Below are 26,542 nucleotides of genomic sequence, written 5' to 3'. Positions count from 1 at the left end.
GCGAGAGCCAGCGACGATCAATCCGGTTTCGGCGGCTGCAGCCGTCGCCCAACGGGGTTTGCGCCACTTCCCTCGCCGCCGCGATGTTTGACCCACGGGTATCGGGAGGATTTCCATGACCGGAAAGCTCAAGGACAAGGTGGCGCTCGTCACCGGCGCCTCACGCGGCATCGGCTACCATCTCGCCAAGCAACTGGCCGCCGAGGGCGCGCATGTCGTGGCGGTCGCGCGGACGGTCGGCGGGCTGGAAGAGCTCGACGACGTCATCCGGCGGAACGGCGGCTCGGCAACCCTCGTTCCGCTCGACCTCACCGACATGGGCGGCATCGACCGGCTGGGCGCCGCGATCCATCAGCGCTGGGGCAAGCTCGACGTGCTCGTCGCCAATGCCGGGGTGCTCGGCGTGCTCGCGCCCATCGGCCATATCGAGGCGAAGGTCTTCGACAAGACGATGACGCTCAACGTCACCTCGACCTGGCGCCTGATCCGCTCCGTCGACCCGCTGCTGCGCAAGGCCGAGGCCGGGCGCGCCATCGTCATGTCGTCAGGCGCCGCGCATTCGTGCAAGGCGTTCTGGGGCCTCTACGCCGCCTCCAAAGCCGCGACCGAGGCGATGGTGCGTTCCTGGGCGAACGAGACCGAGAACCTTCCGCTGCGCATCAACTCGGTCAATCCCGGCGCGACCCGCACCGCCATGCGGGCGCTGGCGATGCCCGGCGAGGATCCCGACACGCTGCCCAAGGCCGCCGACGTCGCCGCCCGCATCCTGCCGCTGGCGATGCCGGAGGTCACAGAGACTGGCCAGCTCTTCGACGTCCGCCAGAACCGCTTCCTCGCCTATACGGCGCCGGCATGATCGCGATGCCGAGCGACCGCTCGCTTGCAGCGGCCTCCCCGGCCGAGCCCGCGCTTCCCGGCGACCGCGACTTCGTCAAGATCGCCCGCGAGACGATCGCGACGGAGATGGCTGGGCTTTCGGCGCTGTCGGACTCGATCGACCAGAAGTTCGCGGATGTCGTCGACCTGGTGCAGGCCTGCCGCGGAAGGGTGATCATCACCGGCATCGGCAAGTCCGGGCATGTCGGCCAGAAGATCGCCGCCACCCTCGCCTCCACCGGCACGCCGGCCTTCTTCGTCCACGCCGCCGAGGCTGCGCACGGCGATCTCGGCATGGTCGGCGCCGATGATCTCGTCATCGCCATCTCCAATTCCGGCGAGAGCATCGAGCTGCAGGTCATCGTCGAGTACTGCCGCCGCTTCCGGGTGAAGCTGGTGGCGATGACATCGCGGCCGCAATCGGCGCTCGGCCGGTTCGCCGACGGCATCCTGCAGCTGCCTGATGCCCGCGAGGCCTGTCCGCTCGCGCTCGCGCCGATGACCTCGACCACGATGAGCCTTGTCATCGGCGACGCCCTCGCTGCCGCCTTGATCCGCGCCCGCAATTTCCAGCGGGACGATTTTGCCAAGTACCATCCGGCCGGCAAACTCGGCGCCCAGCTGCTGCGGCTCTACGAGGTGCTGGACCGGCGACCGGAGCTGAGGACGGTTCCACGCGTCGGGCTCGACAGCGTCGTACCCGAGGTCATCGCGGCGATCAGCAAGGGCAGGCGCGGCGCGACGGCCGTCTGCGACGCGGCCGGTCGCCTTGTCGGTGTCGTCACCGATGGTGACCTGCGCCGGGCGATGAGCGACCGCAGCGTCTTCGACAAGACCGCTGCCGAGATCATGACCGCCAACCCGCGGCAGATCGGCTCGGACCGGCTCGCCGTCGACGCGGTGGCGACCTGCGAAGCGCACAAGATTTCCGCGCTCTTCGTCATCGGAGAGGACGGCGACATCGCCGGCCTCGTGACCTTGCAGGAGATGCTGTCGCTCGGCATCGTCTGAGCGCTGGCCTGCGCTTAGGCGGCGCCGGCTTGCTCTCTTCGCGTTACGCCAGCGTCAGACCGTCGTCCTCGAGGGCATAGGCCTTGATGTAGTCGATCTTGATGGTGTCGCCGTCGAAGTCAGCCGCCGGGTCGCCGGCCAGCCCGCCGACAGCGAGGTTGACCAGCATGTACATCGGCTCGTGCATGTCGGCGGGGGTCTCGGTATTGGCGATCGCCATGCCGTCGAAATACCAGGTGATCTCGTCCTCCTCCCACAGCACGCCATAGGTGTGGAAGCCCGACGTATCCATCACATGGCCAACGGTCAGGTCGCTGGTCTGCTTGCCCGACGCATTGGAATGCGCGGTCATGTAGAGCGAGTTCGAGTCCTTGCCGTACATCTCGATGACATCGAGCTCGGGTGGCCAGGAACCGTCCTGCGGGAGGAGCCAGAACGCCGGCCACATGCCCTTGTCCTCCGGCATGTCGGCGCGGATTTCGAAGTAGCCATAGGTCTGCGAGAAGCTTTCATAGCTGGTCAGCATTCCGGACGTGAACTCATATCCCCCGATCGCCGCCTGGGTCGCTTCGGAAGCGGGAGCCGCCGTAATGGTCAGCACGCCGTTGGCGACGCTGAACGGGTTCACCCCCTTCGTCGGGCCGTAATCGGTGTCGATGTACCATTGCTGCTCGCCGTTCCCCTCCAGCGAATTACCGCTTGCGCCCCCCCACCAGTAGTTCGACTCCCATGTCCCGCCCGCCCCGTCCCACAGTGAGAGCTGGTTGAAATCGTCGGAAAAGCTGAGGCTGAGTTTCGACATGTCGATCCCCAGCTCGAACTGGCTGGCGCTGAGGTCGGCAAGGTCGGTATTGGCCAGAACCAAGCCCTGACCGTCGCCGAAGGCGAGGTGAAGATCGCTGCCGGTATCCGTCATCGCCGCCTTCACCGCGTCGAAGGAGGTGAAGCCAAGGCCGGCCAGCCGCACCACGTCATCCGACGAGAAGTCGAGGATCAGGTCGGTGCCGAACCCTTTGTTGATGAGGAAGATGTCGCTGCCGGCACCGCCCGACAGCACGTCGTTGCCGAGGCCGCCGTCGAGCGTCTGGCTACCGGCGCCACCCTGGATGATGTTGTCGAGCGCATTGCCGAAGGCATACCGGCCGTCGCCGGTGACGGTCAGGTTCTCGACATTGGCCGGCAGAGTGTAGCTCATCCAGGTTTCGATACTGTCGACCCCGCCGCCCGCCGCCTCGGAGACCGTGTTGAGCGAAGAATAGAGGTGATAGATGTCGTCGCCTGCCCCGCCCAACATTTGAGTGCGAACCGAACTGTCGCCCCAGAACGTGTCGTTGACGGCCGTTCCCTGCATCGTGGGACCGGCATTGGTCGCCGACAGATGGTTCTTGGTCGCGCCGCTGTAGAAGAGCGTGTCGCCGATGGCATTTCGAATGCTGCTCATGAGGTCAATCCGCTTTCACTTCGGTCGCCCCGGCAGGGACGGACGCAAGGGACGCGAGGAAGGTCATCGACCAGCGCCTGTGAGTTCAATGAGTAAAACCCATTCTCATTTGACCACAGTACAGCATAAAGGGCACCTTTCGTCCAAGCATACAATAAAATAGAATACTATTTTTACTTATGCTCAGTAGACATGAGTCATTCGAACCGTCCCAGGTGGATTGCGTGCCGCAGAAAGCCGAAGACCCAGCAACGTCGCGAACCACATGCTCACTCGCTGCTTGGATGCTTAATGCGATATGATTACTGCGTGATCGGCGGCGGCATTGTTGGCTTGGCAACGGCGCTGGAACTGCTTTCCCGCCGGCCCGGCGCGTCACTGGTGCTGGTCGAGAAGGAAGCGGCTGTCGCTCGTCATCAGACGGGGCATAACAGCGGCGTCATCCATGCCGGCATCTACTACACGCCGGGCAGCCTGAAGGCCGAGCTGTGCCGGGCCGGCGCGATCGCCACAGAGGCCTTCTGCCGTGAACATGAGATCCGCTTCGAGCAATGCGGCAAGCTGCTGGTGGCGACGACCCCTGGCGAGGTGAAGCGCATGGCCGCGCTGGAGACGCGGGCAGCGGAGAACGGCATTGCGGTCACCCGCCTCTCGGCCGACGAGCTTCGCGCCGCCGAGCCCAACATCGCCGGTCTCGGCGCCCTGAAGGTTGCGACCACCGGCATCACCGATTATTCCGCCATCTGCCGTCGGATGGCCGAACTCGTTCACGAGCGCGGCGGCGAGATCCGCCTGTCGACGCCCGTCGCCGGTATCCGCGAGACCGGGACCGGCGTCGAGGTCGAAACGCCGGAGAGCGCCATCCTCGCCGACAGACTGGTTGCCTGTGGTGGCCTGCAATCGGACCGACTGGCGACGATGGCGGGCTTCGCCATCGACTTCGCCATCGTCCCGTTCCGCGGCGAGTACTTCGTGCTGCCGCCGGAAAAGTCGGCGATCATCAGCCACCTGATCTATCCCGTTCCCGACCCGGCGCTGCCCTTCCTTGGCATCCACCTGACGCGGATGATCGACGGTCGGGTAACCGTCGAACCGAATGCCGTGCTCGGGCTCTCGCGAGAGGGCTACACAAAGGGTACCGTCGACGTCTCGGACATCACGGCCATGGCGCGGTTTCCGGGCTTCTGGAAGCTCCTGGGGAAGAATCTGCAGAGCGGGATCGCCGAGGTGAGCAATTCGATCCGGCACAGCCGGTATCTCGCGCAATGCCAGAAATACTGCCCGAGCCTGCGGCTGGACGATCTCGAGCCCTACCCCGCTGGGATTCGTGCGCAAGCCGTGCGGCGCAACGGCGAACTCATCCACGACTTCCTGATGCTGCAGAGCCCGCGCTCGCTGCACGTCTGCAACGCACCGTCGCCCGCCGCTACCTCGGCGATCCCAATCGCGCGAATGATTGCCGACCGACTGGCGATGGCCGCCTGAGCCGGACGCCGATCGGCTTCGCTAATTTCAGGGATAGGCCGGCGCCGGCACCGCGTCCTTGGTGATCTCGTCGATGCGCTTCATCGTCTCGAGGAAGCCCAGCATCCAGGTCAGCGGCAGCATGTTCGGACCATCGCTCGGCGCAGCGTCCGGGTTATCGTGCGCCTCGACGAAGACCGACGCGATGCCGACCGCCGCCGCAGCCTTGGCGAGCACGGGCGCATAGCGCCGATCGCCACCGGAAGAGCCGCCCTGTCCACCCGGCTGCTGCACCGAATGGGTGGCGTCGAACACCACGGGATAGCCGGTCTCGGCCATGATCGGCAGCGCGCGGAAATCCGTCACCAGCGTGTTGTAGCCGAAGGAGGCGCCGCGCTCGCAGAGCATGATCCGCTCATTGCCGGACTCCGACACCTTGGCCGCAACGTTCTTCATGTCCCACGGGGCGAGAAACTGCCCCTTCTTGATGTTGATCGCCTTGCCGGTGTGGGCGGCGGCGATCAGGAGGTCGGTCTGGCGCGAGAGGAAGGCCGGGATCTGCAGGATGTCGACGACCTCGCCCGCGGCGATCGCCTGCGGGATATCGTGGATATCGGTCAGCACCGGGCAGCCGAAGGTGTCGCGGATGTCGGCGAGGATGCGCAGGCCGGCGTCGATCCCGACGCCGCGCGTCCCCTTCAGCGACGTGCGGTTGGCCTTGTCGTAGGACGCCTTGAAGACGAAGGGCACACCGGCATCCCCAGCGATCTTCGACAGGCTCTCGGCCATGAAGAAAGCGTGCTCGCGGCTCTCGATCTGGCAGGGGCCGCAGATCAGCACGAAGGGCAGCGCATTGCTGAACCGGATCGAGCCGACGCTGAATTCCTTGGCGGTCATGGTGCAGTCCTTGGGTTCGTCAGACGCCGGCGATACCGGCTTCGGCGTCCTGCCGCGCAAGGCGGCGGTACTGGCGCACGGAGAAGATCATCGCGATGAAATAGGCGATCACCGTCGCGGTCAGCGTGTGCCAGAGGAAGCTGGTGAGGAGCACGACATAGAGCACGAGCCCGAGCATGACCGGGATCACCATCTCGCGGCGCAGAGACACGCCGATGGTCTTGCCCGACCAGGTCGGAATACGGCTCGCCATGAGGAAGCCGACCAGCAGCAGATAGGCCGCCGAGAGACCCGCCGTCAGCACCGGCCTGCCGAGGTCGACACCCATGAAGCTGAGATACATCGGAAACAGCGCAAGGCCGGCGCCGGCGGGCGCCGGAACGCCGGTGAAGAATGCCGACTGCCATTCCGGCCGCTTGGGCCCGTCGAGCATCGTGTTGAACCGGGCGAGACGCAGCGCGCAGGTTGCGGAGAACAGGAGCGCTGCGATCCAGCCGGCGGAGCCGGCATCGCGCAGCGTATAGGCGTAGAGCACCATGCCCGGCACCACGCCGAAATTGACGATGTCGGCGAGCGAGTCCATCTCGGCACCGAAGCGGCTCTGGCCCTTCAGGAGGCGGGCAATGCGGCCGTCGATGCCATCGAGCAGCGCCGCGCCGATCACCAGCCCGACGGCAAACTCGAAACGCCCCTCGAACGCCAGGCGCATGCCGGTCATCCCCGCGCAGATCGCAAGGATAGTTATGAGGTTCGGCACGATATGCCGGAACGGAATGCCGCGCCGTGCCACGGGGGCGTCGCCCCCGTCGGGCTCCCCCGTCTCCGGGTCGAAGGGCTCGATCGGGGTGTCCGCCATCAGTCGCGCCTCGCCGAATAGGTCTCGAGACCCACGCCGAACTCGGCGATCACGGTCTCCCCGGCGATCGCGGTCTGGCCTTCGGACACACGGGCCCGCGCGCCGTCCGGCAGGTACATGTCGAGACGCGAGCCGAAGCGGATCAGGCCGAAACGCTCGCCGGCCTCCAGCCTGTCACCGGTGCCGCTCCAGCAGATGATCCGCCGGGCCACGAGGCCGGCGATCTGAACGACGCCGTATTCGCCTTGCGGCCCCTCGATCACCAGCGAGTTGCGCTCGTTGACGTCGCTCGCCTTGTCGAGTTCGGCATTGCGGAATTCGCCCTCGCGATAGGCGATGCGCGCAATGCGGCCGCGCATCGGCGCCCGGTTCACGTGGCAGTCGAAGACGTTCATGAACACCGAGATCCGCAGCATCGGCTCGGTGCCGAGCTCGAGTTCCGGCGGTGGCACGATATGGCCGACCAGCGAGACCCGTCCGTCCGCAGGGCTGACGGCAATGTGATCTGCGAGCGGGGTCACGCGCTCCGGATCGCGGAAGAAATAGGCACACCAGAGCGTCAGCACGAGGCCGATCCAGAACAGCGGCATCCAGAGGAAGCCGAGGATCACCGACGCCACGAAGAAGGCCGCGATGAACGGGTATCCCGCCTTGTGGATCGGGACGAAAGCGTTTCTGATCGAGGCGATCATGTCCATGAAGTCGGGCACCTGGTTTGAAGAGCGGGCCATGCCTAGCCCGCGGTTCGGGCAAGGTCAAACCGGCCTGCGGTCGCCTCTGCAACGCCGCCGGAAGCCACAAGGCTCCCGGTACGCGTCACGCCGGCCGGATCGGTGGCTTGCGGTCGATGATGCCCAGCGCGTCGGCGGCCCGCGCCCGGCGCAGCGCCTCCTCGGCCTCGGTCGCCTCGCGCTGCATCCGCCACATCTCGGCGTAGAGCCCATCGGCGTCGAGCAGCACACGGTGCGTGCCCCGCTCGACGATCTCGCCGGCCCGCAGCACGATGATCTCGTCGGCATTGACGATGGTCGAGAGGCGGTGGGCGATGGTCAGGGTCGTCCGCTCGGCCGAGACGAGGTCGAGCGCCGACTGGATCTCCTGCTCGGTATGGGTATCGAGCGCCGAGGTCGCCTCGTCGAGGATGAGGATCGGCGGCGCCTTCAGGAGCGTCCTCGCGATCGCCACGCGCTGCTTCTCGCCGCCGGAGAGCTTCAGCCCGCGCTCGCCGACCATCGTCTCGAAACCCTCCGGCAGGATCTCGATGAAGTGAGAGATCTGCGCCCGGTCGGCCGCCTGCTTCAGCTCCGCATCGCTCGCCTCGATCCGGCCATAGCGGATGTTGTAGGCGATGGTGTCGTTGAACAGCACGGTGTCCTGCGGAACGATGCCGATCGCGGCGCGCAGGCTCGCCTGCGTCACCTTCGAGATGTCCTGTCCGTCGATGCTGATCGTGCCCGATGCGACGTCGTAGAAGCGGAACAAGAGGCGCGAGATCGTCGACTTGCCGGCGCCGGACGGTCCGACGATCGCCACCGACTTGCCGGGCGGCACCTCGAAGGAGACGCCCTTGAGGATCGCCCGCGCGGGCTCGTAGTGGAAATGCACGTCGTCAAAGCGGATCGCGCCTTTTGGCACCTGCAAGGCGACGGCGTCGGGCGCGTCGAGCACTTCGGCCTCGACGTCGAGCAGGCCGAACATCTGCTCGATGTCGGTGAGGCCCTGGCGGATTTCGCGGTAGACGAAGCCGATGAAGTTCAGCGGGATCGACAGCTGCATCAGGAGCGCGTTGATGAAGACGAAGTCGCCGATCGTCTGCGTGCCCGCCTGCACTTCCATCGCCGACATCACCATGGCGATGCCCATGCCGACCGCGAAGATCACGCCCTGGCCGAAGTTCAGCCAGCCGAGCGAGGTCCAGGTCTCCGTCGCCGCCTTCTCGTAGCGCGCCATCGAGCGGTCGAAGCGCTCGGCCTCCATGCCCTCGTTGCCGAAGTATTTCACCGTCTCGAAGTTCAGGAGCGAATCGATCGCCTTGGTGTTCGCCTCGTTGTCGCTGTCGTTCATCTCCTTGCGGATGGTGATCCGCCAGTCGCTCGCCTTGATGGTGAACCAGGAATAGAGCCAGACTGTCACCGCGATGACGATGAGGTAGGAGACGCCGTAGGAAAAGCCGAAGATCGCCGCGGTCAGCGCGAACTCGAAGATCGTCGGCACGGTGTTGAGGATCGTGAAGCGGACGATCGTCTCGATGCCCTTGGTGCCGCGCTCGATGATGCGCGACAGGCCGCCCGTGCGCCGCTCCAGATGGAAGCGCAGCGACAGCCGGTGCATGTGGGTGAAGGTGCGGAAGGCGAGCTGGCGCACGGCGTGCTGGCCGACGCGGGCAAACAGCGCGTCGCGCAGCTGGTTCAGCGCGACGACGAGGATGCGCGCGACGTTGTAGGCGACGACCAGCGTGACGGCGCCGGTCAGGATCAGCGGCAGCCATTCCTTGGCGCTGTCGGTGCCGTTCAGCGCATCGGTCGCCCATTTGTAGAAGTACGGCACCCCGACCGTCATCAGCTTGGCGATGATGAGGTAGAAGCTGGCCCAGACGACCCGCGCGCGCAGGTCGGGCCGACCCTCCGGCCACATGTAGGGCCAGAGGTTACGGAGCGTCGAGAAGGTCGCGGAACTGTCGACCGTCCTGTTGGGTGCGTCTGCCAAGAAAAGCTCGATCCATTCGGCGGCCACGCCGAAAGGCGCAGGCGATTGGAGGCGTTCTAATCGGTAATCGAGGATCGGGAAAGCGAAGAACCTGCAACAGAACCGCTATTGCGCTGGTGTCTCGTCTTTCGGCATCCGGAACACCTGACCGGGATAGATCCTGTCGGGATCGCGGATCTGGTCGCCATTGGCGAGATAGATCACGGTATAGCGCGCGCCGCGGCCATAGGTGTCGCGCGAGATGCGCCAGAGCGAGTCGCCGCGGCGGATGATGACCCGGGAATTGACGCCCTCCAGCGCCGGCTGACGGGTCACGGCCACCGCGGACTGGCCCGCGTCGAGCGAGGCGGCGGGAACAACGGCTTCCGGTAGCGCGGACGCCATGCCCGTCTGACCGGACGTCGTCGCCGTCGGCGCAATGGCTGACGCCTGCGTGGACGACGGGGAGGTCGACGTGCCGGCTGGCGCATTGCTGTTGGCCTCGGCGGACGGTGCGCTGCCGAGACGCCCCACCTTGTCGCTGTCCGATGCCGTCATCGAGGAGGATGGGGTCGCAGAGCCTGGTGTCGCCGAGGCGGGCGCCGGCGCGGCAGTCCCTGCCGTCTCCGCCGTCGGCGAAACGGCCGACATCGTCCGGCCTTCCGGCTTGAAGAACGGCACCTCGACGCGGGCGATCACGGTCCCGGACCGGTCGAGTGCATCGGCTCGCACCGTATGATCTCCGGTGGCAAGCTTCGCCTTCGCCGTCATCAGAAAGCGGTCGTCCGCCAGCCTGTCGGCCTGCGACAGGAAACCGTTATCGACATAGACCCGGACCGAGGCGCTGCCGACGGACCGGCCGGCGACGAAGACGGCGTCGCCCTCGATCTCGATGGCGTCCACTGCCAGCGACGGCGCCGTCGCAGCGCCAGCAGCCTGCACCGAAGCGTCCGGCACGGCAGCCGGCGCGGTACCCGCCGCCGCGTTCGGTGCGGTGGCTGGCGCCGCTGCCTGGGCAGACGTTTCGGCCGGAGCGGAGGGAGTGCCGGCCGGCGCTGCCGCGCCTGGTGCGGACGGCAGGCTGATCAGCCGCGACGGCTTGTCGGGGGCCTCGACCATCGCGAGAAGTTCGCTCTCGCGGCCCTTTTCGGGAATGCTGACGATCGCCGTTTCAGCCGAGGTCACCACCCGGCCGTCGGCGGTCTTTGCCTCGATCTGGATCTGATGGTCACCAACGCCAAGCGGCTTTTCCAGAATGACGACGAAGGTGCCGGCCGCGTCCGCGACCTCCGTGCCGATCACGGTCGCGCCGTCGCGCAGCGAAATGACCGCGCCGGCGGGCGCCTTGCCGGCAAGGACGGTCGAGCCATCGGTCTCGATGCGGAGGACGTCGAAGCTGGGTGTGTCGCTGCCGGGCGCAGCCTGCTGGGCCACCTCGGACGGCGAGGCCGCTGCAGTGTCTGCGGCGGGAGCCGCGGCGGGCGTCGACGCACCGGAAGCCGCATCGCCATCCACCCTCGGCGCCTTCGCCGCGGACGCCGTGTCCGAGGACGGGACGTCCGGCGGCGTCGCGGGCTTCTCCGATGGGGCTGGATCGCTGCGGACGACATCCCCGATTTCGCCGACGGCGTTCGTGACCCTGTCACGAACCAGTGTCAGTTTCTCAGTGTTAAGCATGTCCCAATAGCCGGCAATGATCGCTGCCAGCAGAAGGACACAGAATAGGCCGACACCAAGAACTTTGCGGGTCATGTAAGTACCACCGGCAGCCACCGAGAAATAGCGTTGAAAGCGGGCTGTCTTCAGGAACATTTAACGAACTGATGCAGGCGTCACAAGCAGCGGATCAAGAGATCAGCCAAACTGGTTAAGCCTGCGGTGTTTCTTCGGCTTGTCGCTGCGGGATGACGGAGACGAAGTCTCCTCATACGCCGGGGTGCCGCACCATAGCGCCCCGGCGCAACAGCCGGGCGGGCGGTTGCGGGCGCCTTGCCGCTTGCCTACAAGTCCCCCTCACCCACCCGTCCCGGCAGCCAGCGGGGACCCAGACGAATGGCATAAGATGAAGATCGTGATGATCGGGGCCGGCTATGTCGGCCTGGTGACCGGGGCCTGCTTCTCCGATTTCGGGTTCAGCGTCATTTGCGTCGACAAGGATGCCGGCAAGATCGACGCCCTCAAGGAGGGGCGCATCCCGATCTTCGAGCCGGGCCTCGCCGACCTCGTCGCCCGCAATGCCAGCGCCGGCCGTCTTGCCTTCTCGACGGAAATCGCGAGCGCCGTGCGCGAGGCCGACATCGTCTTCGTCGCCGTCGGCACCCCGTCGCGGCGCGGCGACGGCCATGCGGACCTTGCCTACGTCTATGCCGCCGCCGCCGAGATCGCCGCCGAGATCGACAGCTATAAGGTGATCGTCATCAAGTCGACGGTACCGGTCGGCACCGGCGACGAGGTGGCGCGGATCATCGGCGAGACGGTACCGGCCGACCTCTTCGCCGTCGTCTCCAACCCGGAATTCCTGCGCGAGGGCGCGGCGATCGAGGACTTCAAGCGTCCCGACCGGATCGTCGTCGGCACCACGGACCCCAAGGCCCAGAGCGTGATGGCGAAACTCTACCGGCCGCTGTCGCTGAACCAGGCGCCGGTGATGTTCACCGACCGGCGGACTTCGGAGTTGACGAAATACGCCGCCAACGCCTTCCTCGCCACCAAGATCACTTTCATCAACGAAATGGCGGATCTTTGCGAAAAGGCCGGCGCCAACGTCCAGGACGTCGCCCGCGGCATCGGCCTCGACCGGCGCATCGGCGGCAAGTTCTTGCATGCCGGGCCCGGCTATGGCGGCTCGTGCTTCCCGAAGGACACGCTGGCGCTGGTCAAGACCGCGCAGGATTTCGGCTCGCCCATGCGGATCGTCGAGACGGTCGCCGCCGTCAACGACACGCGCAAGCGGGCGATGGCCCGCAAGGTGGTCGAGGCCTGCGATGGCAGCGTGCGCGGCAAAAGGATCGCCGTCCTTGGCCTCACCTTCAAGCCGAACACCGACGACATGCGCGACGCCCCGTCGATCTCGATCATCCGCAGCCTGCAGGACGGCGGCGCCAAGGTCCGGGTCTACGACCCCGAAGGCATGGCGAACGCCCGCGCCGTGATCGACGACGTCGACTATGCCGAGGATGCCTATGCCTGTCTCGACGGCGCCGATGCCATGGTGCTGGTCACGGAATGGGACATTTTTCGCGCCCTCGACATGGACCGGGTCAAGCAGTGCCTGACGGCGCCGATCATCGTCGACCTCCGCAACGTCTATCCGCGCGAGGACATGCTCGCGCGGGGCTTCACCTATGTCGGGGTGGGTCGGTAAGGCATCGCGCAAACCTTACCGTCGTCATCCCCGCGCGCCGCGCGGAGATGACGACCCTCGGACGCTGATGGCACGGCGCTGTAACGTTGCCGGCACAGCTTGAAACTTGCCGTCTTAAACGCCCGCGAGGCAAGCCAGGGCGATCTCGAGGGCGCGCAGCCCGTCGGTGCCCGAAACCGCCACCGGCGCCTCGCCGCGGATCGCCGCCAGAAAGGCGAGGTGCTCGGCCTTTAGCGGCTCAGTCATGCCGACGAAGAGGTTGCGCTGGCGGCTGCTGCCGTCCTTGCCATAGTCGGAATATTCGGTGACCGTGCGCAGCAGCATGTCGCAGACGAGGAACCGGTCGCGGGTCGCGACTTCCATCCGGCGATACCGATAGGGCGTCAGCCAGTTGCTGTTGAGGCTGGCGACGACGCCGGTCGCGGTCTCGAACTGGAGGAACGCCGTGTCCTCGTGCGCGCCATGGATCGACGAGGTCAGCGCCCGCTGCGTTGTGATCTCCGAGCCGGCGATCCAGCGGATCAGGTCGATGTCGTGCACGCCGAGGTCCAGAACGATGCCGACATCGCCGATGCGCGCCGGAAACGGTCCCGCGCGGGTGATGGCGATGGAGCGGACGTCCTCGGGCTTCACCGCGGCCCGCAGCGCCAGGAGCGCCGGGTTGAAGCGCTCGACGAAGCCGACCGTCAGGTGGCGGTCCATCCGGTCGGCGAGCGCGATCAGCTCCCGCGACTCCTCGACCGTCGCGGCGATCGGCTTCTCCACCAGGAGGTGGATGCCGGCCTCGAGCAGTTCGGTCGCCACCGCATGGTGGTAGACCGTCGGCGTCGCGACAATCGCGGCGTCGATGCCGGCGGCCAGAAGTTCCGCGACCGTCGCGAAGGCGGCCGACCGGGTGCCGGCGGCGATCGTCTCCCGGCGCGCGGCGTCGGTGTCGACGACGCCGACGAGGGTCGCGCCCGGCAGATCTGCGGCGATCCGCGCATGGTTGGCGCCCATCGAGCCGCAACCGACGACGCCGATCCTGATGGTGGATGTCACGGCGGATCCTTCCTGTCTGAAACCTCGAACGCCCGGCACCGACGGCGGCACTGGGCTCGCAGCATAAATCGCCTCAGAGACCGCCGAGCGCCGTCTTAACCGCCGCGATGATCCGGTCCTGCGTCGGCTCGTCGAGATAGGGGTGCATCGGCAGGCTGATCACCTCGGCGGCCAGCGCGTCGGAGACTGGCAGGCCGTTGCCGGCGACCGGGAAGTGCTTGTAGGCGGTCTGCCGGTGCAATGGCTTGGGATAATAGATCGCCGTCGGAACGCCGGCCGTCTTGAGGGCCGCGGCCAAGGCGTCGCGCTGCGCGGCCGGGACGCGGATGGTGTATTGCGCCCAGGTCGACAGGGCGCCCTCCGCCACCGCCTGCGGGGTCGCCACCCCGGCAAGCCCCTCGGCGTAGCGCGCGGCGATACGGTTGCGGTCCTCGATCTCGCCGGGGAAGATCGCGAGCTTCTCGATCAGGATCGCCGCCTGCATCGTGTCCATGCGGGCGTTCATGCCGATGCGCACGTTGTCGTAGCGGTCCTCGCCCTTGCCGTGGATCCGCAGCGAATCCATCACGGCGTGCAGCTCGGCATCATCGGTCTGGATCGCGCCGCCGTCACCGTAGCAGCCAAGTGGCTTGGCCGGGAAGAAGCTCGTCGCCACGACGTCCGCCCAGACATTGCTGTAGCGCTCGCCCCAGGTGCCGCCGAACCCTTGCGCGGCATCGGAGATCATCTTGAGGCCGAACTCGTCGGTGATCTCCTTGATCGCGGGGTAGTCGGCCGGCTGGCCGAAGAGGTCGACGGTAATCACCACTTTCGGCGTCAGCTTGCCGGCCTTCAGCGTCTCCTCGATGGCCGCCCGGAGGTTCGCCGGGTCCATGTTGAAGGTCTCAGGGTCGACGTCGACGAAGACCGGTGTCGCGCCGAGCCAGGCGACGACCTCGGCCGTCGCGGCAAAGGTGAAGCTCGGGCAGAACACCGCGTCGCCCGGCCGGATGCCCCAGGCCATCAGCGGCAGAGCCAGGGCATCGGTACCGGATGCGCAGGAGAGCGTGTGCTTCGCGCCGGTGAAGGCCGACAGCTGGCTTTCCAGAGCCGCGATCTCCGGTCCCATGATGAAGGCGCCGTGGTCGAGCACCGTCGCGATGGCGCGGTCGATCTTGTCGCGAATGCGGTCGCGCTGCGCGCCGAGGTCGATGAAGGCGATCGGTTTGTCCATGCTGCGAACCCTGTTCCGATGAGAGCGCCGGCGGTTTCGACCGCAGCGGCGGAGGTCGGCACCATCCCCGAAAAGGCATGCTGCGACCGGCAGGCGGAGCGCCGGCTTGCGCCGCGCGTGACCGTCCGGATGCGGACGGGCTAAACTGTTTGGCCGGTTTAGCAAGCCTGTCAGCAGTGGCCAACCCGTCACATATTGTGGCGCGGCGGTCGCGGGGCGTGAGCGGGCCGATGGACCGGACGGCTCTCCGTCGGGGGTGCCAGCGGCCACGCATTGCCGTCGCAGACCGGCAAGACCTGCCGTCTCCATGCGTTCGTGCAGGCCCGCCACGCGTCCGTTGCAAGCCTTCGTGTAAGCCTCTCCCCGCCCCGCTGCATTGACAAGGCGCCTGGTTCTGCCGAGGGATTGCCCGACCCCGCCTCCCGCCATGGCGGACTTTTCCTGCGCACTGGACCGACCGACTTGGATCTCTCCACCTCCCGCATCGCCGTCATCGGCCTCGGCTATGTCGGCTTGCCGCTCGCCGTCGCCTTCGCCGCCCGAGGCCATGCCGTCACCGGCTACGACCTCGACGTCAGGCGGATCGAGGCCTTGCGCCGGGGGCACGACATATCCGGCGAGATGACGCCGGCCGCGATCGCCGCCGCCGCCGGCCTCGGCTTCTCCGCCGATCCCGCCGACCTCACGGGCTACGACGTCTACATCGTCTCGGTGCCGACCCCGGTCGACGACGCCCGCCGCCCGGATCTCGGCCCGCTCAACGCCGCCTGCGCCCTTGTCGGCACCGCCATGAAGTCCGGGGCGGTGGTGGTGTTCGAGAGCACGGTCTTTCCCGGCTGCACCGAAGAGGTCTGCGTGCCCTTGCTGGAGGCGGCCTCCGGGCTCGTCTTCAACGAGGGATTCTTCTGCGGCTACAGCCCCGAACGGATCAACCCCGGCGACAAGCTGCACGGGCTTGCCGACATCGTGAAGGTGACGAGCGGCTCGACACCGGACGCCGCCGACGCCATCGACCGCCTCTATGCCAGCGTCGTCACCGCCGGCACGCACAAGGCATCGAGCATCAAGGTCGCCGAGGCCGCGAAGGTGATCGAGAACACCCAGCGCGACGTCAACATCGCGCTGATGAACGAGCTGTCGCTGATTTTCGAGCGGCTCGGCATCGACACCATCGAGGTGCTGGAGGCCGCCGGCACCAAGTGGAACTTCCTGCCCTTCCGCCCGGGCCTCGTCGGCGGCCACTGCATCGGCGTCGACCCCTATTACCTCACCCACAAGGCGCAGCAGGTCGGCTACTATCCCGAGGTGATCCTCGCCGGCCGCCGGATCAACGACGGCGTCGGCGGCGAGATCGCCGAGCGCGTGGTCAAGCTGATGCTTCGCAAAGGCAGCGAACTGCAGGGCGCCCGCGTGCTGGTGCTGGGCCTCGCCTTCAAGGAGAACACCCGCGACATCCGCAATTCCCGCGTCGTCGACATCGTCGCAGCACTCGAGGCCTTCCGCTGCACCGTCGACGTGCACGACCCGCTGATCGAGGCGGATGATGCGCTGCACCGCTACGGCATCGTCGCCCTCCCCGCGCTGCCGGCCGACGGCGGCTATGACGCGGTGATCGTCGCCGTCGCGCACGACGCGTTCCGAGCCCTCGGCGGCGCGGGCCTGCGGCAGCTGCTGAAGGGGCCGGAGGGTGTCCTCTTCGACGTCAAGGCAATCCTGCCGCAAGGCGAGGCCGACGGCAGGCTATGATCGAGACACACCGGGATTCCGCGGCATGAAGACCCTCGTCACCGGCAATGCCGGCTTTATCGGCTTCCACACCGCCAAGCGCCTTCTCGAACGCGGTGACGCAGTGGTCGGCGTCGACCTGGTGAATGCCTATTACGACCCGGGCCTGAAGGAGGCGCGGCTGACCCTCCTCAAGGAGACCGCTGCGGCGACCGGCACGCCCTACCGCTTCGTGCGCGGCAATCTCGCCGACCGCGGCCTGGTCGAGGGCCTCTTCGCCGGCGAGCGGTTCGAACGCGTCATCCACCTTGCCGCACAGGCGGGCGTGCGCCATTCGCTGATCGACCCCTACTCCTATGTCGAGAGCAATCTTCTCGCCTTCACGGCGCTGCTGGAAGCCTGCCGCTGGAACGAGGTCGGGCATTTCACCTATGCCAGCAGTTCCAGCGTGTACGGAGCTAACACCGCCATGCCGTTCCGCGAGAGCGAGGCCGCCGACCATCCGATCCAGTTCTACGCCGCCACCAAGCGCGCGAACGAGCTGATGGCGCACAGCTACAGCCACCTCTTCCGGCTGCCGACGACGGGCCTGCGCTTCTTCACGGTCTACGGGCCCTGGGGCAGGCCGGACATGGCGCTGTTCAAGTTCACCAAGGCGATCCTCGCCGACCAGCCGATCGACGTGTTCAACCACGGCCGCCACATCCGCGACTTCACCTATGTCGACGACATCGTCGAGGGCGTGCTGCGGGTCAGCGACCAGCCGGCCGCGCCCGATCCCAGCTTCGATCCAGCCCGCCCCGATCCCTCGACCAGCAGCGCGCCCTTTCGCGTCCTCAACATCGGCAACTCCGCCCCGGTGGAGCTCGGCGCCTATATCGAAGCGCTGGAAAAAGCCCTCGGCCGCACCGCCCGGCGCAACCTCCTGCCGCTCCAGCCGGGCGACGTCCCCGACACCTTCGCCGACGTCTCGGCGCTGGAGGCCTCCATCGGCACCTGGCCGCGCACCTCGGTCCAGGAGGGCATCGACCGCTTCGTCACCTGGTACCTCGGCTATCACCGCAGCAACGGCTGAAGGGCATCCGGCGTCGACTCATGCCGGCCGCTCCAATTTGGGATCACTGTCTGACGGTGCTCTCGGCTAAACCATCACCCCTAAGAATTACTGTGGCGTAGCCCTGAAAAAACTCACTGTTCAAGGCCTGCTTGCTTCGGCAGTGTTTTCAGCGGGAGAACTTCGTGACGCTGGGCACCGACGCAGGGCAGACCCTTCAAAGGGTCGGCAATCCGGCGGGTCGCGATGACTTCAAGAACCACCAAGGGCGACGCTTCGATCGCCGTGACGGCTTGAGGATCACGATGCACTATCATTCCGGACTGTTCATTCCAGGCCCGACCAATGTGCCGGACGTCGTTCGGCGCGCCATGAACCTGCCGCAGGAGGACATGCGCTCGCCGGACTTCCCGAAGCTTACGCTGCCGCTGTTCGCCGACCTGAAGAAGGTGTTCAAGACGCAGACCGGGCAGCCCTTCATCTATCCCGCTTCCGGGACCGGTGGGTGGGAAGCGGTCCTCACCAACACCCTGAACCCCGGCGACAAGGTGCTGGTGTCGACCTTCGGCCAGTTCTCCTCGCTCTGGGCGGACATGTGCCAGCGCCTCGGCTTCGAGACCGAGGTGGTCGAGGCCGACTGGGGCGAAGGCGTGCCGCTGGAGAAGTTTGCCGATATCCTCGCCGCCGACCGCGAGCACCGGATCAAGGCCGTGCTCGGCACGCACAACGAGACCGCGACGGGCGTCACCTCCGATATCGCCGGCATGCGCAAGGCGCTGGACGCCTCGAACCACCCGGCGCTTCTTTATATCGACGGCGTCTCGTCGGTCGCCTCGATCGATTTCCGTATGGACGAGTGGGGTGTCGACGGCATCGTGACCGGCAGCCAGAAGGGCTTCATGCTGCCGACGGGCCTGGCCATCATCTGCGTCAGCGAAAAGGCGATGGCGGCACACCGCTCGTCGCGCTACCCCCGCTGCTTCTTCTCCTTCGAGGACATGCTGCGCACCAACAAGGACGGCTACTTTCCCTATACGCCTGCCACTACGCTGCTGCGGGGCCTGCGCGCCTCGCTCGACCTCCTGTTCGAGGAAGGGTTGGAGAACGTCTTCGCCCGCCACCATCACATCGCTTCCGGCGTGCGCGCGGCGGTCTCGGCCTGGGGCTTCGACCTCGTGGCGAAGGAGCCGAAATGGTACTCCGACACGGTCTCGGCGATCGCGGTTCCGCCCGGGGTCGATGCGGTCGCGGTGCTGCGCCGGGCTTTCGAGCGCTACGGCGTGTCGTTCGGGTCGGGCCTCGCGCGTCTTAACGGCAAGGTTTTCCGCATCGGCCACATCGGCGCGACGAGCGAGTTGATGCTCCTCGGCGCGATCTCGGTCGCCGAGATGGCGCTGGTCGACTGCGGCGCCAAGATCCAGCTCGGCTCGGGTGTCGCTGCTGCCCAGGCGTCCTACACCGCCGGCCAGAGGGTCCTGGCCAAGGCGGCCTAGCGGGACGGAAGCCGGTCGGGAAAGGCTCGGCAAGCCTTGCGCTGGCCACCGGCATAGACAGGGGGGTATCACCGTCCCCTGTCTATGCGCTATTGCCGCTTGAGCAGCGCTAGGACGCGATCAGCTGCAGCCTGGCAGTGCGGGATGCCCCGCCTCTCGCATGCGCCCTGCTTTGCACGCTGCCATCATCTGTTTGGAACTGCGCCAATTGCTGGTTCAACTTGTGCACTTCCGAGGCGAGGCTGTTGCTCGCAGCCGTCGACTCCTCGACCATCGCCGCATTCTGCTGCGTGCCGTGGTTCAGCGTGCCGAGCGCGATGTTGATTTCTTGTAGGCCAACCGCTTGTTGGCGTGCCGACGCGACGATGGCGATGACATGGGCATGAATGCCGGTGATCTCGCCGACGATCGCCTGCAGGGCTTCCCCGGTCCGTGACACTAGGTCGACGCCGGCGCCAACCTGGCGACCCGACGTCGAAATCAGGCTCTTGATCTCCTTGGCGGCCTCCGCCGAACGCTGGGCGAGGCCGCGCACTTCCTGCGCCACCACAGCAAAGCCCCGGCCCGCCTCGCCGGCCCGAGCCGCTTCGACGCCGGCATTCAACGCCAACAAATTCGTCTGGAAGGCGATCTCGTCGATTACGCCGATGATTTTGCTGATCTCGTCGGAGGAATGCGCGATCTCGGCCATGGCTGCGGTCGCCTTCGCCACGACCTGCCCCGATTGCTCGGCCTCGCCCTTGGTGCGCGTCACGAGATCGCCCGCCTCGTCCGCGCGCTTGCTGGAAGTGTTCACCGCCGTGGTGATCTGCGCAAGGGCTGCCGAGGTTTCCTCCAGCGCGGCGGCCTGCTGCTCGGTGCGCTGGGCAAGATCGTCGGCCGCGATGCGGATCTGCTCGGCACCGTTCTGGATCTCGGAGGCGTTGATGCCGACCGAGCGGAGGGTATCGCACATCCGTTCGATCGATGAGTTGAAGCTCACCCGCAGTGTTTCGAGCGAGGGAATGAATGGCACGTCCAGCCGCTGAACGAGGTCGCCATTCGCCAGCTTTACCAGCGCATCGCCCAGCCGATGGACGACGCGCACGCGTTCGGAGACGTCGGTCGCAAACTTCGCCACCTTCACCACCTCGCCGCTGAGGCCGAAGATCGGATTGTAGGAAGCCTGGATGTACACCGGCTGCCCGTTCTTGCCGATCCGGGTGAACTCGTCGGCGATGAATTCGCCGTTGCGCAGGCGTTCCCAGAAGCGGGCATAGTCCGGCGAATGAGCATAGGCCGGGTCGACAAACATCCGGTGATGCCGCCCGATGATCTCTTCGGGTCGGTAGCCGAGCGCGGCGAGAAAGTTCGGGTTGGCGGCGATGATGTCGCCCGAAGGCGTGAACTCGATCACCGCCTGCGCCCGGCTGACCGCATCCATCTTGGCGGATTTCTCGATCTCATCGAGCTTCGACGCGGTGATGTCGTTGGCGAACTTCACAACCTTATGCGGCTTGCGGCCCGCTCGGGAGATCGGGTTATAGTTTGCACTGATGAAGACCCGCTTCTCATTCTTGCCAAAACGCTGAAACTCGCTGCTCACGAACTGGCCGTCGCGCAGCTTGCGCCAGAACGCCGCATAGTCAGGCGATGCCGCATAGGCCTTATCGAGAAACATGCGGTGGTGCTGCCCGATCAACTCCTTTTCCGAATACTCCATCAAGTTGCAGAAGTTGGCATTTGCCCGGAGAATTCGACCCTCCATGTCAAACTCTATGGCTGCCATTGATTTATCGATCGCAGCCATTAGCAATTCAGACGGGGAAGCGAAAAATCTGGACACGGCGTTCTCCTGTTTAATACCTTGGAACGGTTCGGGTCGGATTATTAGCCGCTTACCTTTTAAGGGCGAGCTAAGATTTATATTGGTATTCGCCGCGCGGAGGGGTTTCTGTACTTTCGCCGACGGCGATGCAGCGGAGGCACCCGTAGGGCTCGCTTCAAGCGGCACCACACTTCGGAACTGCAGGGCGGGAGAACCGGCGGCGGTGGAAGATCGGCGCGCGCGGGCGGACTGCAGGCATCCAGGAAAATCTCAAGGATTGCACGTCGCAATGCGCGCCGCATTTCCGTTAAGCGCTGAATTGTCCGAGGCTGCGGGAGACTGTCGAAGATTGATTTGATGGCGGAGAAGAAGACCGCCCTCCGCCCAACCTTACGCACTAAGAGGGCAACAATCGCCTGTTCTAATGGGCTTCCCTTTGTAAGTTTCCGTCTTGAAGCTTATATACCTTCCTGGAAGTTATGATGAGGGTTATGGCATGGCACGCAATAGGCTAGCGGAGTCAAATCTGAAGGTGCTGTCGAAGGTGGGCGTCCATGCAGATGGAGACGGCCTTTACCTTCGAGTTCATAAGTCTGGATCGAAGAATTGGATCTTCATTTACCGACGTGGAGACAAGCGCCACGAGCTTGGTCTCGGCGGCTACGGACGAGGCACGGCGCCCGTGTCCCTCAAACTGGCACGTGAAAAGGCAGAAGTCATCCGGCAGTCGCTGGCCCGTGGAGAAGATCCCAGGTCCAAGAAGGAGGCGGTGAAGATCGCCACCTTCAAGGACTGCGTAGATGGCCTGCTGCACGCCCGACGAGACGATTGGACCAACGCGAAGCACAAACAGCAGTGGGAAATGACGCTTTCTATCTACGCTAAGCCGCTCCACGACCTGCCAGTCGCTGACATTACTATTGGTGACATAGAGGCATGCTTGCTGCCGCATTGGACAGAACGACCGGAGACCGCTGACCGCCTGCGAGGGCGCATCCAAGCCGCGATCGATTTCGCCATTGCTCGACAGTGGCGCACAGCGGCGAATCCAGCCGTCTGGAAAGGCTTACTTGATAAGGTCATGCCGAAACGCCAGGGCATGACACGCGGCCATCATGCCGCCCTGCCCTACGCTGTAATGCCAGCTGTCTGCGCCAAACTGCAGCAGTCCAAGGGAATCGCGGCAAGGGCGGTTGAGTTCTTAGCTGTCACTGCCGTCCGCACCAGCGAAGTGCGGGAGGCCATCTGGTCCGAGGTGGACTTTGACGAAGCCGTCTGGATTATCCCCGCCGAGCGAATGAAGGCGAAGAAGCTTCACCGTGTTCCGCTCTCGTCCCGCGCCATCGTCATTCTAGAAGAGCAACACGCTCAAGCTTTGGGCCCTTACATTTTCGCGGGATCTACAGGCGGGACGCCAGTTAGCGCAACCGCGATGACGAAAGCGTTGAAACTTGCTTCGCCAGAAGACGTGCACGGGACGCTGCACGGCCTACGCTCGGCCTTCCGAGATTGGTGTGGCAATGAGACTGACACGCCTCGCGAAGTGGCCGAAGAGGCACTGGCACATCTCGTCGGCAACGCTACCGAGCGTGCCTACCGACGCGGAGACGCATTGGATAAGCGCAGAACTCTGATGGATTTGTGGGGACAGCACTGCAGACCTTGACAAGGACCCATGTTTACATCATGGTTCCCTCCGCAATCAAAAAGCAATATAATTCGCCTACTTCATTACCCCTGTCTACCCAACCCTGTTTACACTGTCAAGCGATTTGGAGAGAAAAGATGCAGGCTGCCAACGATAATTACAGACTGGTCTCTCTCGCCGAGGCGGCGAAGATGACCAGTCTGTCTAGGACCATGGTCAACCGCTACCGCGTTGAGGGACGCTTCCCACAAGCCGTCCAGCTTGGCGACCGCCGTATCGCCTTTGTCCGCGAAGAGATAGTCGCGTGGCTGGACGAGAAAATCGCTGGCCGGATCCGGACGTCGGCTTGAGCGCCCCCCCACCAGTTCCCTACTTTGAGGGTATGTTCGCGAATGAAGACCGCGTCGACACCTCTTTCTTCGCTACCTCCTGGGAGCTTCAGGCGACTTGCCACCATGAAGCATCTCACGCGGTTGCGGATTACTTGTTCGGCGAACCGCTGGAGTCGATTGGGGTATCTGCGTCCATTGCCGCAGAATACGGCGGCGGACTGAGTGTTGGGTACGGTGGCGAGGTGCGCGTCCGATCGCGGAGCAACCTGCCCTTTCGGTGGTCAAAGTATCAGCCGCAGCATTTCATGCTTGGGTGCGAGGTGACCTGCGGTCCTGCCGGCGAGCGGCGTTTCCGATTTGAGGCTGGGCTGCCGATGCGCCTGCTTGGGGCGACAGAGGGGGATCACGATACGATCTCAAAAATCGGTCGGACGCTCGAACAAAGCGGTCGCTGTCGGCATGCGTTCTCTCGTCTCGTCTGGCATGCCGCTCAAACGCTGGTGTCACGAAATGACGTTTGGCTTGCCGTCCAAGAGATCGCGGATGACCTTTTTTATGTAGCAGCGGCCGACCTCGAACAGGAAGACGTCGGCACAACATGGGCATTTATCGAGCCACGGGACGCTTATGCCGCTTGCCGCCGGCAGGGGCTGAAGCAGGGAATGCTTCGGCGCGCCGTTCTCGACCACGCCAAAGCGCGCGGCCGTCCGACGTACGAACGGCGGGCTGCTTGACCGGCCCCTATTAGCGGCGGGTAGCTTCCAACCAGAACACCAACAAAGGACAGAAATGGAAATCCTGAACATCCGCCCGGCATCTGCCGGCGCGGGAGCGCGCACCCTTGCGCATTTCGATGCTGCCTTGTCCGAGGATCTCCGTCTTTACGGACTCCTCCTTCGACAATTCGCAGACGGCTCGCGCCGCACCATCGCTCCGCAGACCAATGGTCGGCACGCGGCTACGTTCACACCGGCACTCGGCTCGCAGCTCACCGCCGCAGCGACACTCGCACTGGAAGGCCTGCACGCCCATGTCCGCCGATAACGCTGTACGCGAGCACGTCGCCCTCCTGCATGACCTCGCTGCCGGCATCAACGGCGTTCTTGTGGTCTCGACCTTCTACGCCAATCCGACCGGGACAAAGGACGCACCTGGTGCGGTAACCCATCATCATGTCGGCGACGTGGATGGCATGACGTCCGCCATCCTCGCTCATTCCGACACACCCAACGCCAATGTCTTCGCCGGTCTTCAGGTGATGCGCCACGGCCTCGATCGCGGTACTCGCGGCACCGAAGCCGATATCGTGGCGGTGCTCGGGTTCGTCGCCGACATGGATGCGGACACAGGTAAGGTCGGGGAGCTACCCCTTGACGCCAGCTTCATCATGGAGACGTCGCCCGGCAATCAGCAACCGTGCTGGCTCTTCGATCGTCCGCTGACGGTTGCGGAAGCGAAGCCACTGGCGAAAGCGCTTCAGCGTGCGACCTCGTCAGACTTCGGGACAGGCGACGTGACGCACGTGTGGCGAATCCCCGGCACTCTGAATTGGCCGAATCGAAAGAAGCTTGACCGTGGACGCCTGCCAGAGCCGGCGTCGGTGACGGTGGTCCAGGAGTTTGCGGGCGAGTTGGTCCCGGTCGACCACCTACGCACCGTGCTCGATCCGTGGATGTCGGCGGCTACAGAGTCGCATGCCGTTGAGTTGGGCGAGTTGCCCGATGTTGCGGGAATTTCCGTTTCGACTGAATCGACTTTGCTGCTTTCGGCGAACGATGTCCCCAACAGATCCGACCATGCGGCAAGCGTCGTTGAGCAGCTATCATATGACGGCCACAGCGCCGAGACGGCTGCCGCTCTCTTTATGGCTGCGTCTGGCAACTGGACGCTTCGGTACACCAGCGTCGCTCAGCAGAAGGCCGACTTCGCCCGCATGTGGGGCAAGTGGGGGGCACCGCGGGAAGCCGATCGTGCAGCAGCCGCCAAAGCTGCAAGTTCCCTGCTTGCTGGTCGGAGAAAACCGGTGGCCGCGAACGACAACGAATCCCCCATCGATCTTTGGGCCAGGGCGAAGCATCCCCCTCTGCCAGAGGATATCCTGCCGCCGGTCCTGGAGAATTTCGCCCGCGTCCAAGCGGAAATTATGGGCGTCGATCCAGGTGGCCTGGCGGCTGCGACGCTTGCCGTTTGCGCTGCCGCCATTCCCGACAAGATCCAGTTGCAGGTGAAGGCTCACGATAAGACCTGGACTGAATCCGCCCGTATTTGGATTGCCCTCATCGGCCAGCCAAGTGCGAAAAAGAGCCCGGTCATGGCCGCAGCCTCGGCGCCACTGAAGGCTATCGACCGAGATCTCTATCAAGACTTCGCCACCGCGAATGCCGAATACGAGGACCTGAGCAAGGAAGATAAAAAGACTGCACAACGCCCGGTTAACGTCCGCCTTCGTCTGGAGGACACCACCATCGAGGCCGCACAGGAAGTGCTGAAGGACAGTCCGAATGGCGTGCTCTGCTTGCAGGACGAGTTATCCGGCTGGTTCGGCTCAATGGAGAAGTACGCCCCCGGCCGTGGCTCTGCAAAAGATCGCGGCTTCTGGCTTCAGTCGTTCAACGGGGGCTCCTATACGGTCAATCGCGTCGGCCGCGGCTCCATGTGGATCGATAACCTGTCGGTCACGCTGCTCGGCGGGATCCAGCCCGGCCCCATCCGCAAGATAGCCGCCGAGATGCAGGACGATGGGCTCCTTCAGCGACTCTTCCCGGTCTGCATGGGCGAGTCCAGCGTCGGTGAAGACAGGCCCTCCCCGCCCGTGGTCGCCGAGTATGCGTCTCGTGTTCGCCGCCTTCATAGGCTTGAGCAACCAAAGTCTGGCCTCGCCACCGGCCCTCTTCGGTTCGATGTCGGGGGCCAGGCTGTCCGGGCAGAGCTTGCCGAAAAGCACCACGCGATGGGCAAGGCGTGGGAAAGCGTCAATGTGAAGCTGTCGGCTCACATTGGGAAGTACGACGGCCTTTTCGCCCGGTTATGCGTTCTCTGGCACTGCGTCGAGACCGTTGGCCTGCGACCGGAGCCGCGGGTGTCGGAGGGCACGGCTCGACGCGTGGCCACCTTCCTACATGCTTTCCTTCTGCCGCACGCGGTAGCCTTCTACAGCGGCGTTCTGGGGTTGTCGGACGATCACGATGCGCTTTTGGCGACGGCGGGCTTCATCCTCTCTGGAAAGCTGGAGACAATCACGGCGCGGGACGTTCGCCGCGGAGACCGGCTGATGCGGACGCTCGACACGCCGGCAGCAGAGGCTGTCCTCCAGCGGCTAGACGCTTTCGGGTGGTTGGTGCCTCAGCCTTCAACGCGACGCGACAGCGTCGCCTACACGGTACTGCCGTCGGTTCACACGGTCTTCGCCGAGCGGGCAGTTGATGAGGCGCGTCGCCGCAGTGAGGCACGAGAACTGATAAAATCAGCGGTTGCAGCCTGACGCAATTGCAAGTGTCACCAAACGTCCCTTGCGCGCACGGTGGAAAGTCCGCCATCGGGCTTTTTCTTACTTACGGACACTCACCGTCTCCCGCACGCAAGGGCCAGTTGGTGACACTCGGCTGCCAAGGGGGTGTGCTCAGTTTTGAGCATAC

At 65.1% G+C, this 26,542-nt stretch carries 21 protein-coding genes; 12 read left to right on the top strand and 9 right to left on the bottom strand.

Features of this window, described 5'->3' with window-relative positions; genetic code table 11:
- Positions 1-115: 115 nt before the first annotated feature.
- Together ACZLZQ_RS08840 and ACZLZQ_RS08835 are read left to right on the top strand one after the other, a co-directional pair.
- On the top strand, positions 116-856 hold the full coding sequence (locus ACZLZQ_RS08840; protein WP_472949028.1) for an SDR family NAD(P)-dependent oxidoreductase: 741 nt from the start codon (positions 116-118) through the stop codon (positions 854-856).
- The gene (locus ACZLZQ_RS08835) at positions 853-1,887 is read left to right on the top strand and encodes a KpsF/GutQ family sugar-phosphate isomerase (RefSeq protein WP_472949027.1); all 1,035 of its coding nucleotides are present in this window, start codon (positions 853-855) and stop codon (positions 1,885-1,887) included. Before ACZLZQ_RS08840 ends, ACZLZQ_RS08835 begins: the two co-directional genes overlap by 4 nt.
- 43 nt (positions 1,888-1,930) lie before the next feature.
- Here the strand turns inward: ACZLZQ_RS08835 and eglC are convergent, their stop codons facing one another.
- Positions 1,931-3,328, bottom strand: a complete 1,398-nt coding sequence (gene eglC / locus ACZLZQ_RS08830; protein WP_472949026.1) for an endo-1,3-1,4-beta-glycanase EglC — start codon at positions 3,326-3,328, stop codon at positions 1,931-1,933.
- A gap of 291 nt (positions 3,329-3,619) precedes the next feature.
- Between eglC and lhgD the strand changes: the two genes are divergently transcribed.
- On the top strand, positions 3,620-4,813 hold the full coding sequence (gene lhgD, locus ACZLZQ_RS08825) for an L-2-hydroxyglutarate dehydrogenase (protein ID WP_472949025.1): 1,194 nt from the start codon (positions 3,620-3,622) through the stop codon (positions 4,811-4,813).
- A gap of 27 nt (positions 4,814-4,840) precedes the next feature.
- Here lhgD and kdsA read toward each other — a convergent pair whose 3' ends face one another.
- From kdsA to ACZLZQ_RS08800, 5 genes are all read right to left on the bottom strand, one after another.
- A complete protein-coding gene (gene kdsA, locus ACZLZQ_RS08820; RefSeq protein ID WP_472949024.1) occupies positions 4,841-5,689 on the bottom strand; it encodes a 3-deoxy-8-phosphooctulonate synthase in 849 nt (282 codons plus the stop codon).
- 19 nt (positions 5,690-5,708) lie between these two features.
- Positions 5,709-6,545: a CDP-alcohol phosphatidyltransferase family protein gene (locus tag ACZLZQ_RS08815; RefSeq protein ID WP_472949023.1), complete on the bottom strand. Its 837-nt coding sequence runs from the start codon at positions 6,543-6,545 to the stop codon at positions 5,709-5,711.
- Entirely contained in the window at positions 6,545-7,243 is a 699-nt protein-coding gene (locus ACZLZQ_RS08810; RefSeq protein WP_472949229.1) for a phosphatidylserine decarboxylase, read from the bottom strand. The genes ACZLZQ_RS08815 and ACZLZQ_RS08810 overlap by 1 nt, the downstream gene beginning before the upstream one ends.
- 118 nt (positions 7,244-7,361) lie before the next feature.
- Positions 7,362-9,251 carry an ABCB family ABC transporter ATP-binding protein/permease gene (locus ACZLZQ_RS08805; protein ID WP_472949022.1) on the bottom strand — a complete coding sequence of 630 codons (1,890 nt, stop codon included), beginning with the start codon at positions 9,249-9,251 and terminating at the stop codon, positions 7,362-7,364.
- Positions 9,252-9,356: 105 nt separating this feature from the next.
- A complete protein-coding gene (locus ACZLZQ_RS08800; protein ID WP_472949021.1) occupies positions 9,357-10,982 on the bottom strand; it encodes a LysM peptidoglycan-binding domain-containing protein in 1,626 nt (541 codons plus the stop codon).
- 310 nt (positions 10,983-11,292) lie between these two features.
- Here ACZLZQ_RS08800 and ACZLZQ_RS08795 point away from each other — a divergent pair, with 310 nt between their 5' ends.
- Positions 11,293-12,594: a UDP-glucose dehydrogenase family protein gene (locus ACZLZQ_RS08795; protein ID WP_472949020.1), complete on the top strand. Its 1,302-nt coding sequence runs from the start codon at positions 11,293-11,295 to the stop codon at positions 12,592-12,594.
- A gap of 114 nt (positions 12,595-12,708) precedes the next feature.
- Here the strand turns inward: ACZLZQ_RS08795 and ACZLZQ_RS08790 are convergent, their stop codons facing one another.
- Positions 12,709-13,635, bottom strand: a complete 927-nt coding sequence (locus ACZLZQ_RS08790; protein WP_472949019.1) for a Gfo/Idh/MocA family protein — start codon at positions 13,633-13,635, stop codon at positions 12,709-12,711.
- Between the two features lie 73 nt (positions 13,636-13,708).
- A complete protein-coding gene (locus ACZLZQ_RS08785; RefSeq protein WP_472949018.1) occupies positions 13,709-14,848 on the bottom strand; it encodes a DegT/DnrJ/EryC1/StrS family aminotransferase in 1,140 nt (379 codons plus the stop codon).
- A 462-nt stretch (positions 14,849-15,310) separates the two neighbouring features.
- Here ACZLZQ_RS08785 and ACZLZQ_RS08780 point away from each other — a divergent pair, with 462 nt between their 5' ends.
- From ACZLZQ_RS08780 to ACZLZQ_RS08770, 3 genes are all read left to right on the top strand, one after another.
- A complete protein-coding gene (locus tag ACZLZQ_RS08780) occupies positions 15,311-16,594 on the top strand; it encodes a nucleotide sugar dehydrogenase (protein WP_472949017.1) in 1,284 nt (427 codons plus the stop codon).
- 25 nt (positions 16,595-16,619) lie between these two features.
- Positions 16,620-17,648, top strand: a complete 1,029-nt coding sequence (locus ACZLZQ_RS08775) for an NAD-dependent epimerase (protein WP_472949016.1) — start codon at positions 16,620-16,622, stop codon at positions 17,646-17,648.
- Positions 17,649-17,932: 284 nt separating this feature from the next.
- The gene (locus ACZLZQ_RS08770; protein WP_472949228.1) at positions 17,933-19,120 is read left to right on the top strand and encodes an aminotransferase class V-fold PLP-dependent enzyme; all 1,188 of its coding nucleotides are present in this window, start codon (positions 17,933-17,935) and stop codon (positions 19,118-19,120) included.
- A gap of 109 nt (positions 19,121-19,229) precedes the next feature.
- Here ACZLZQ_RS08770 and ACZLZQ_RS08765 read toward each other — a convergent pair whose 3' ends face one another.
- Entirely contained in the window at positions 19,230-20,945 is a 1,716-nt protein-coding gene (locus tag ACZLZQ_RS08765) for a methyl-accepting chemotaxis protein (RefSeq protein WP_472949015.1), read from the bottom strand.
- 478 nt (positions 20,946-21,423) lie between these two features.
- Between ACZLZQ_RS08765 and ACZLZQ_RS08760 the strand changes: the two genes are divergently transcribed.
- From ACZLZQ_RS08760 to ACZLZQ_RS08740, 5 genes are all read left to right on the top strand, one after another.
- Positions 21,424-22,593, top strand: coding sequence for a tyrosine-type recombinase/integrase (locus tag ACZLZQ_RS08760; protein ID WP_472949014.1), 1,170 nt, complete (start codon positions 21,424-21,426; stop codon positions 22,591-22,593).
- Positions 22,594-22,712: 119 nt separating this feature from the next.
- Entirely contained in the window at positions 22,713-22,925 is a 213-nt protein-coding gene (locus ACZLZQ_RS08755; protein WP_472949013.1) for a helix-turn-helix transcriptional regulator, read from the top strand.
- On the top strand, positions 22,922-23,641 hold the full coding sequence (locus ACZLZQ_RS08750) for a hypothetical protein (RefSeq protein ID WP_472949012.1): 720 nt from the start codon (positions 22,922-22,924) through the stop codon (positions 23,639-23,641). Before ACZLZQ_RS08755 ends, ACZLZQ_RS08750 begins: the two co-directional genes overlap by 4 nt.
- Before the next feature lie 55 nt (positions 23,642-23,696).
- Positions 23,697-23,951, top strand: a complete 255-nt coding sequence (locus ACZLZQ_RS08745) for a hypothetical protein (protein WP_472949011.1) — start codon at positions 23,697-23,699, stop codon at positions 23,949-23,951.
- Positions 23,938-26,388, top strand: coding sequence for a DUF3987 domain-containing protein (locus ACZLZQ_RS08740; RefSeq protein ID WP_472949010.1), 2,451 nt, complete (start codon positions 23,938-23,940; stop codon positions 26,386-26,388). The genes ACZLZQ_RS08745 and ACZLZQ_RS08740 overlap by 14 nt, the downstream gene beginning before the upstream one ends.
- Positions 26,389-26,542 lie beyond the last annotated feature (154 nt).

The organism is Mesocryomonas lacus (assembly GCF_055730105.2).
Note: the sequence above shows the minus strand (reverse complement) of the source record. Positions and strands in the feature narration are given on the sequence as shown.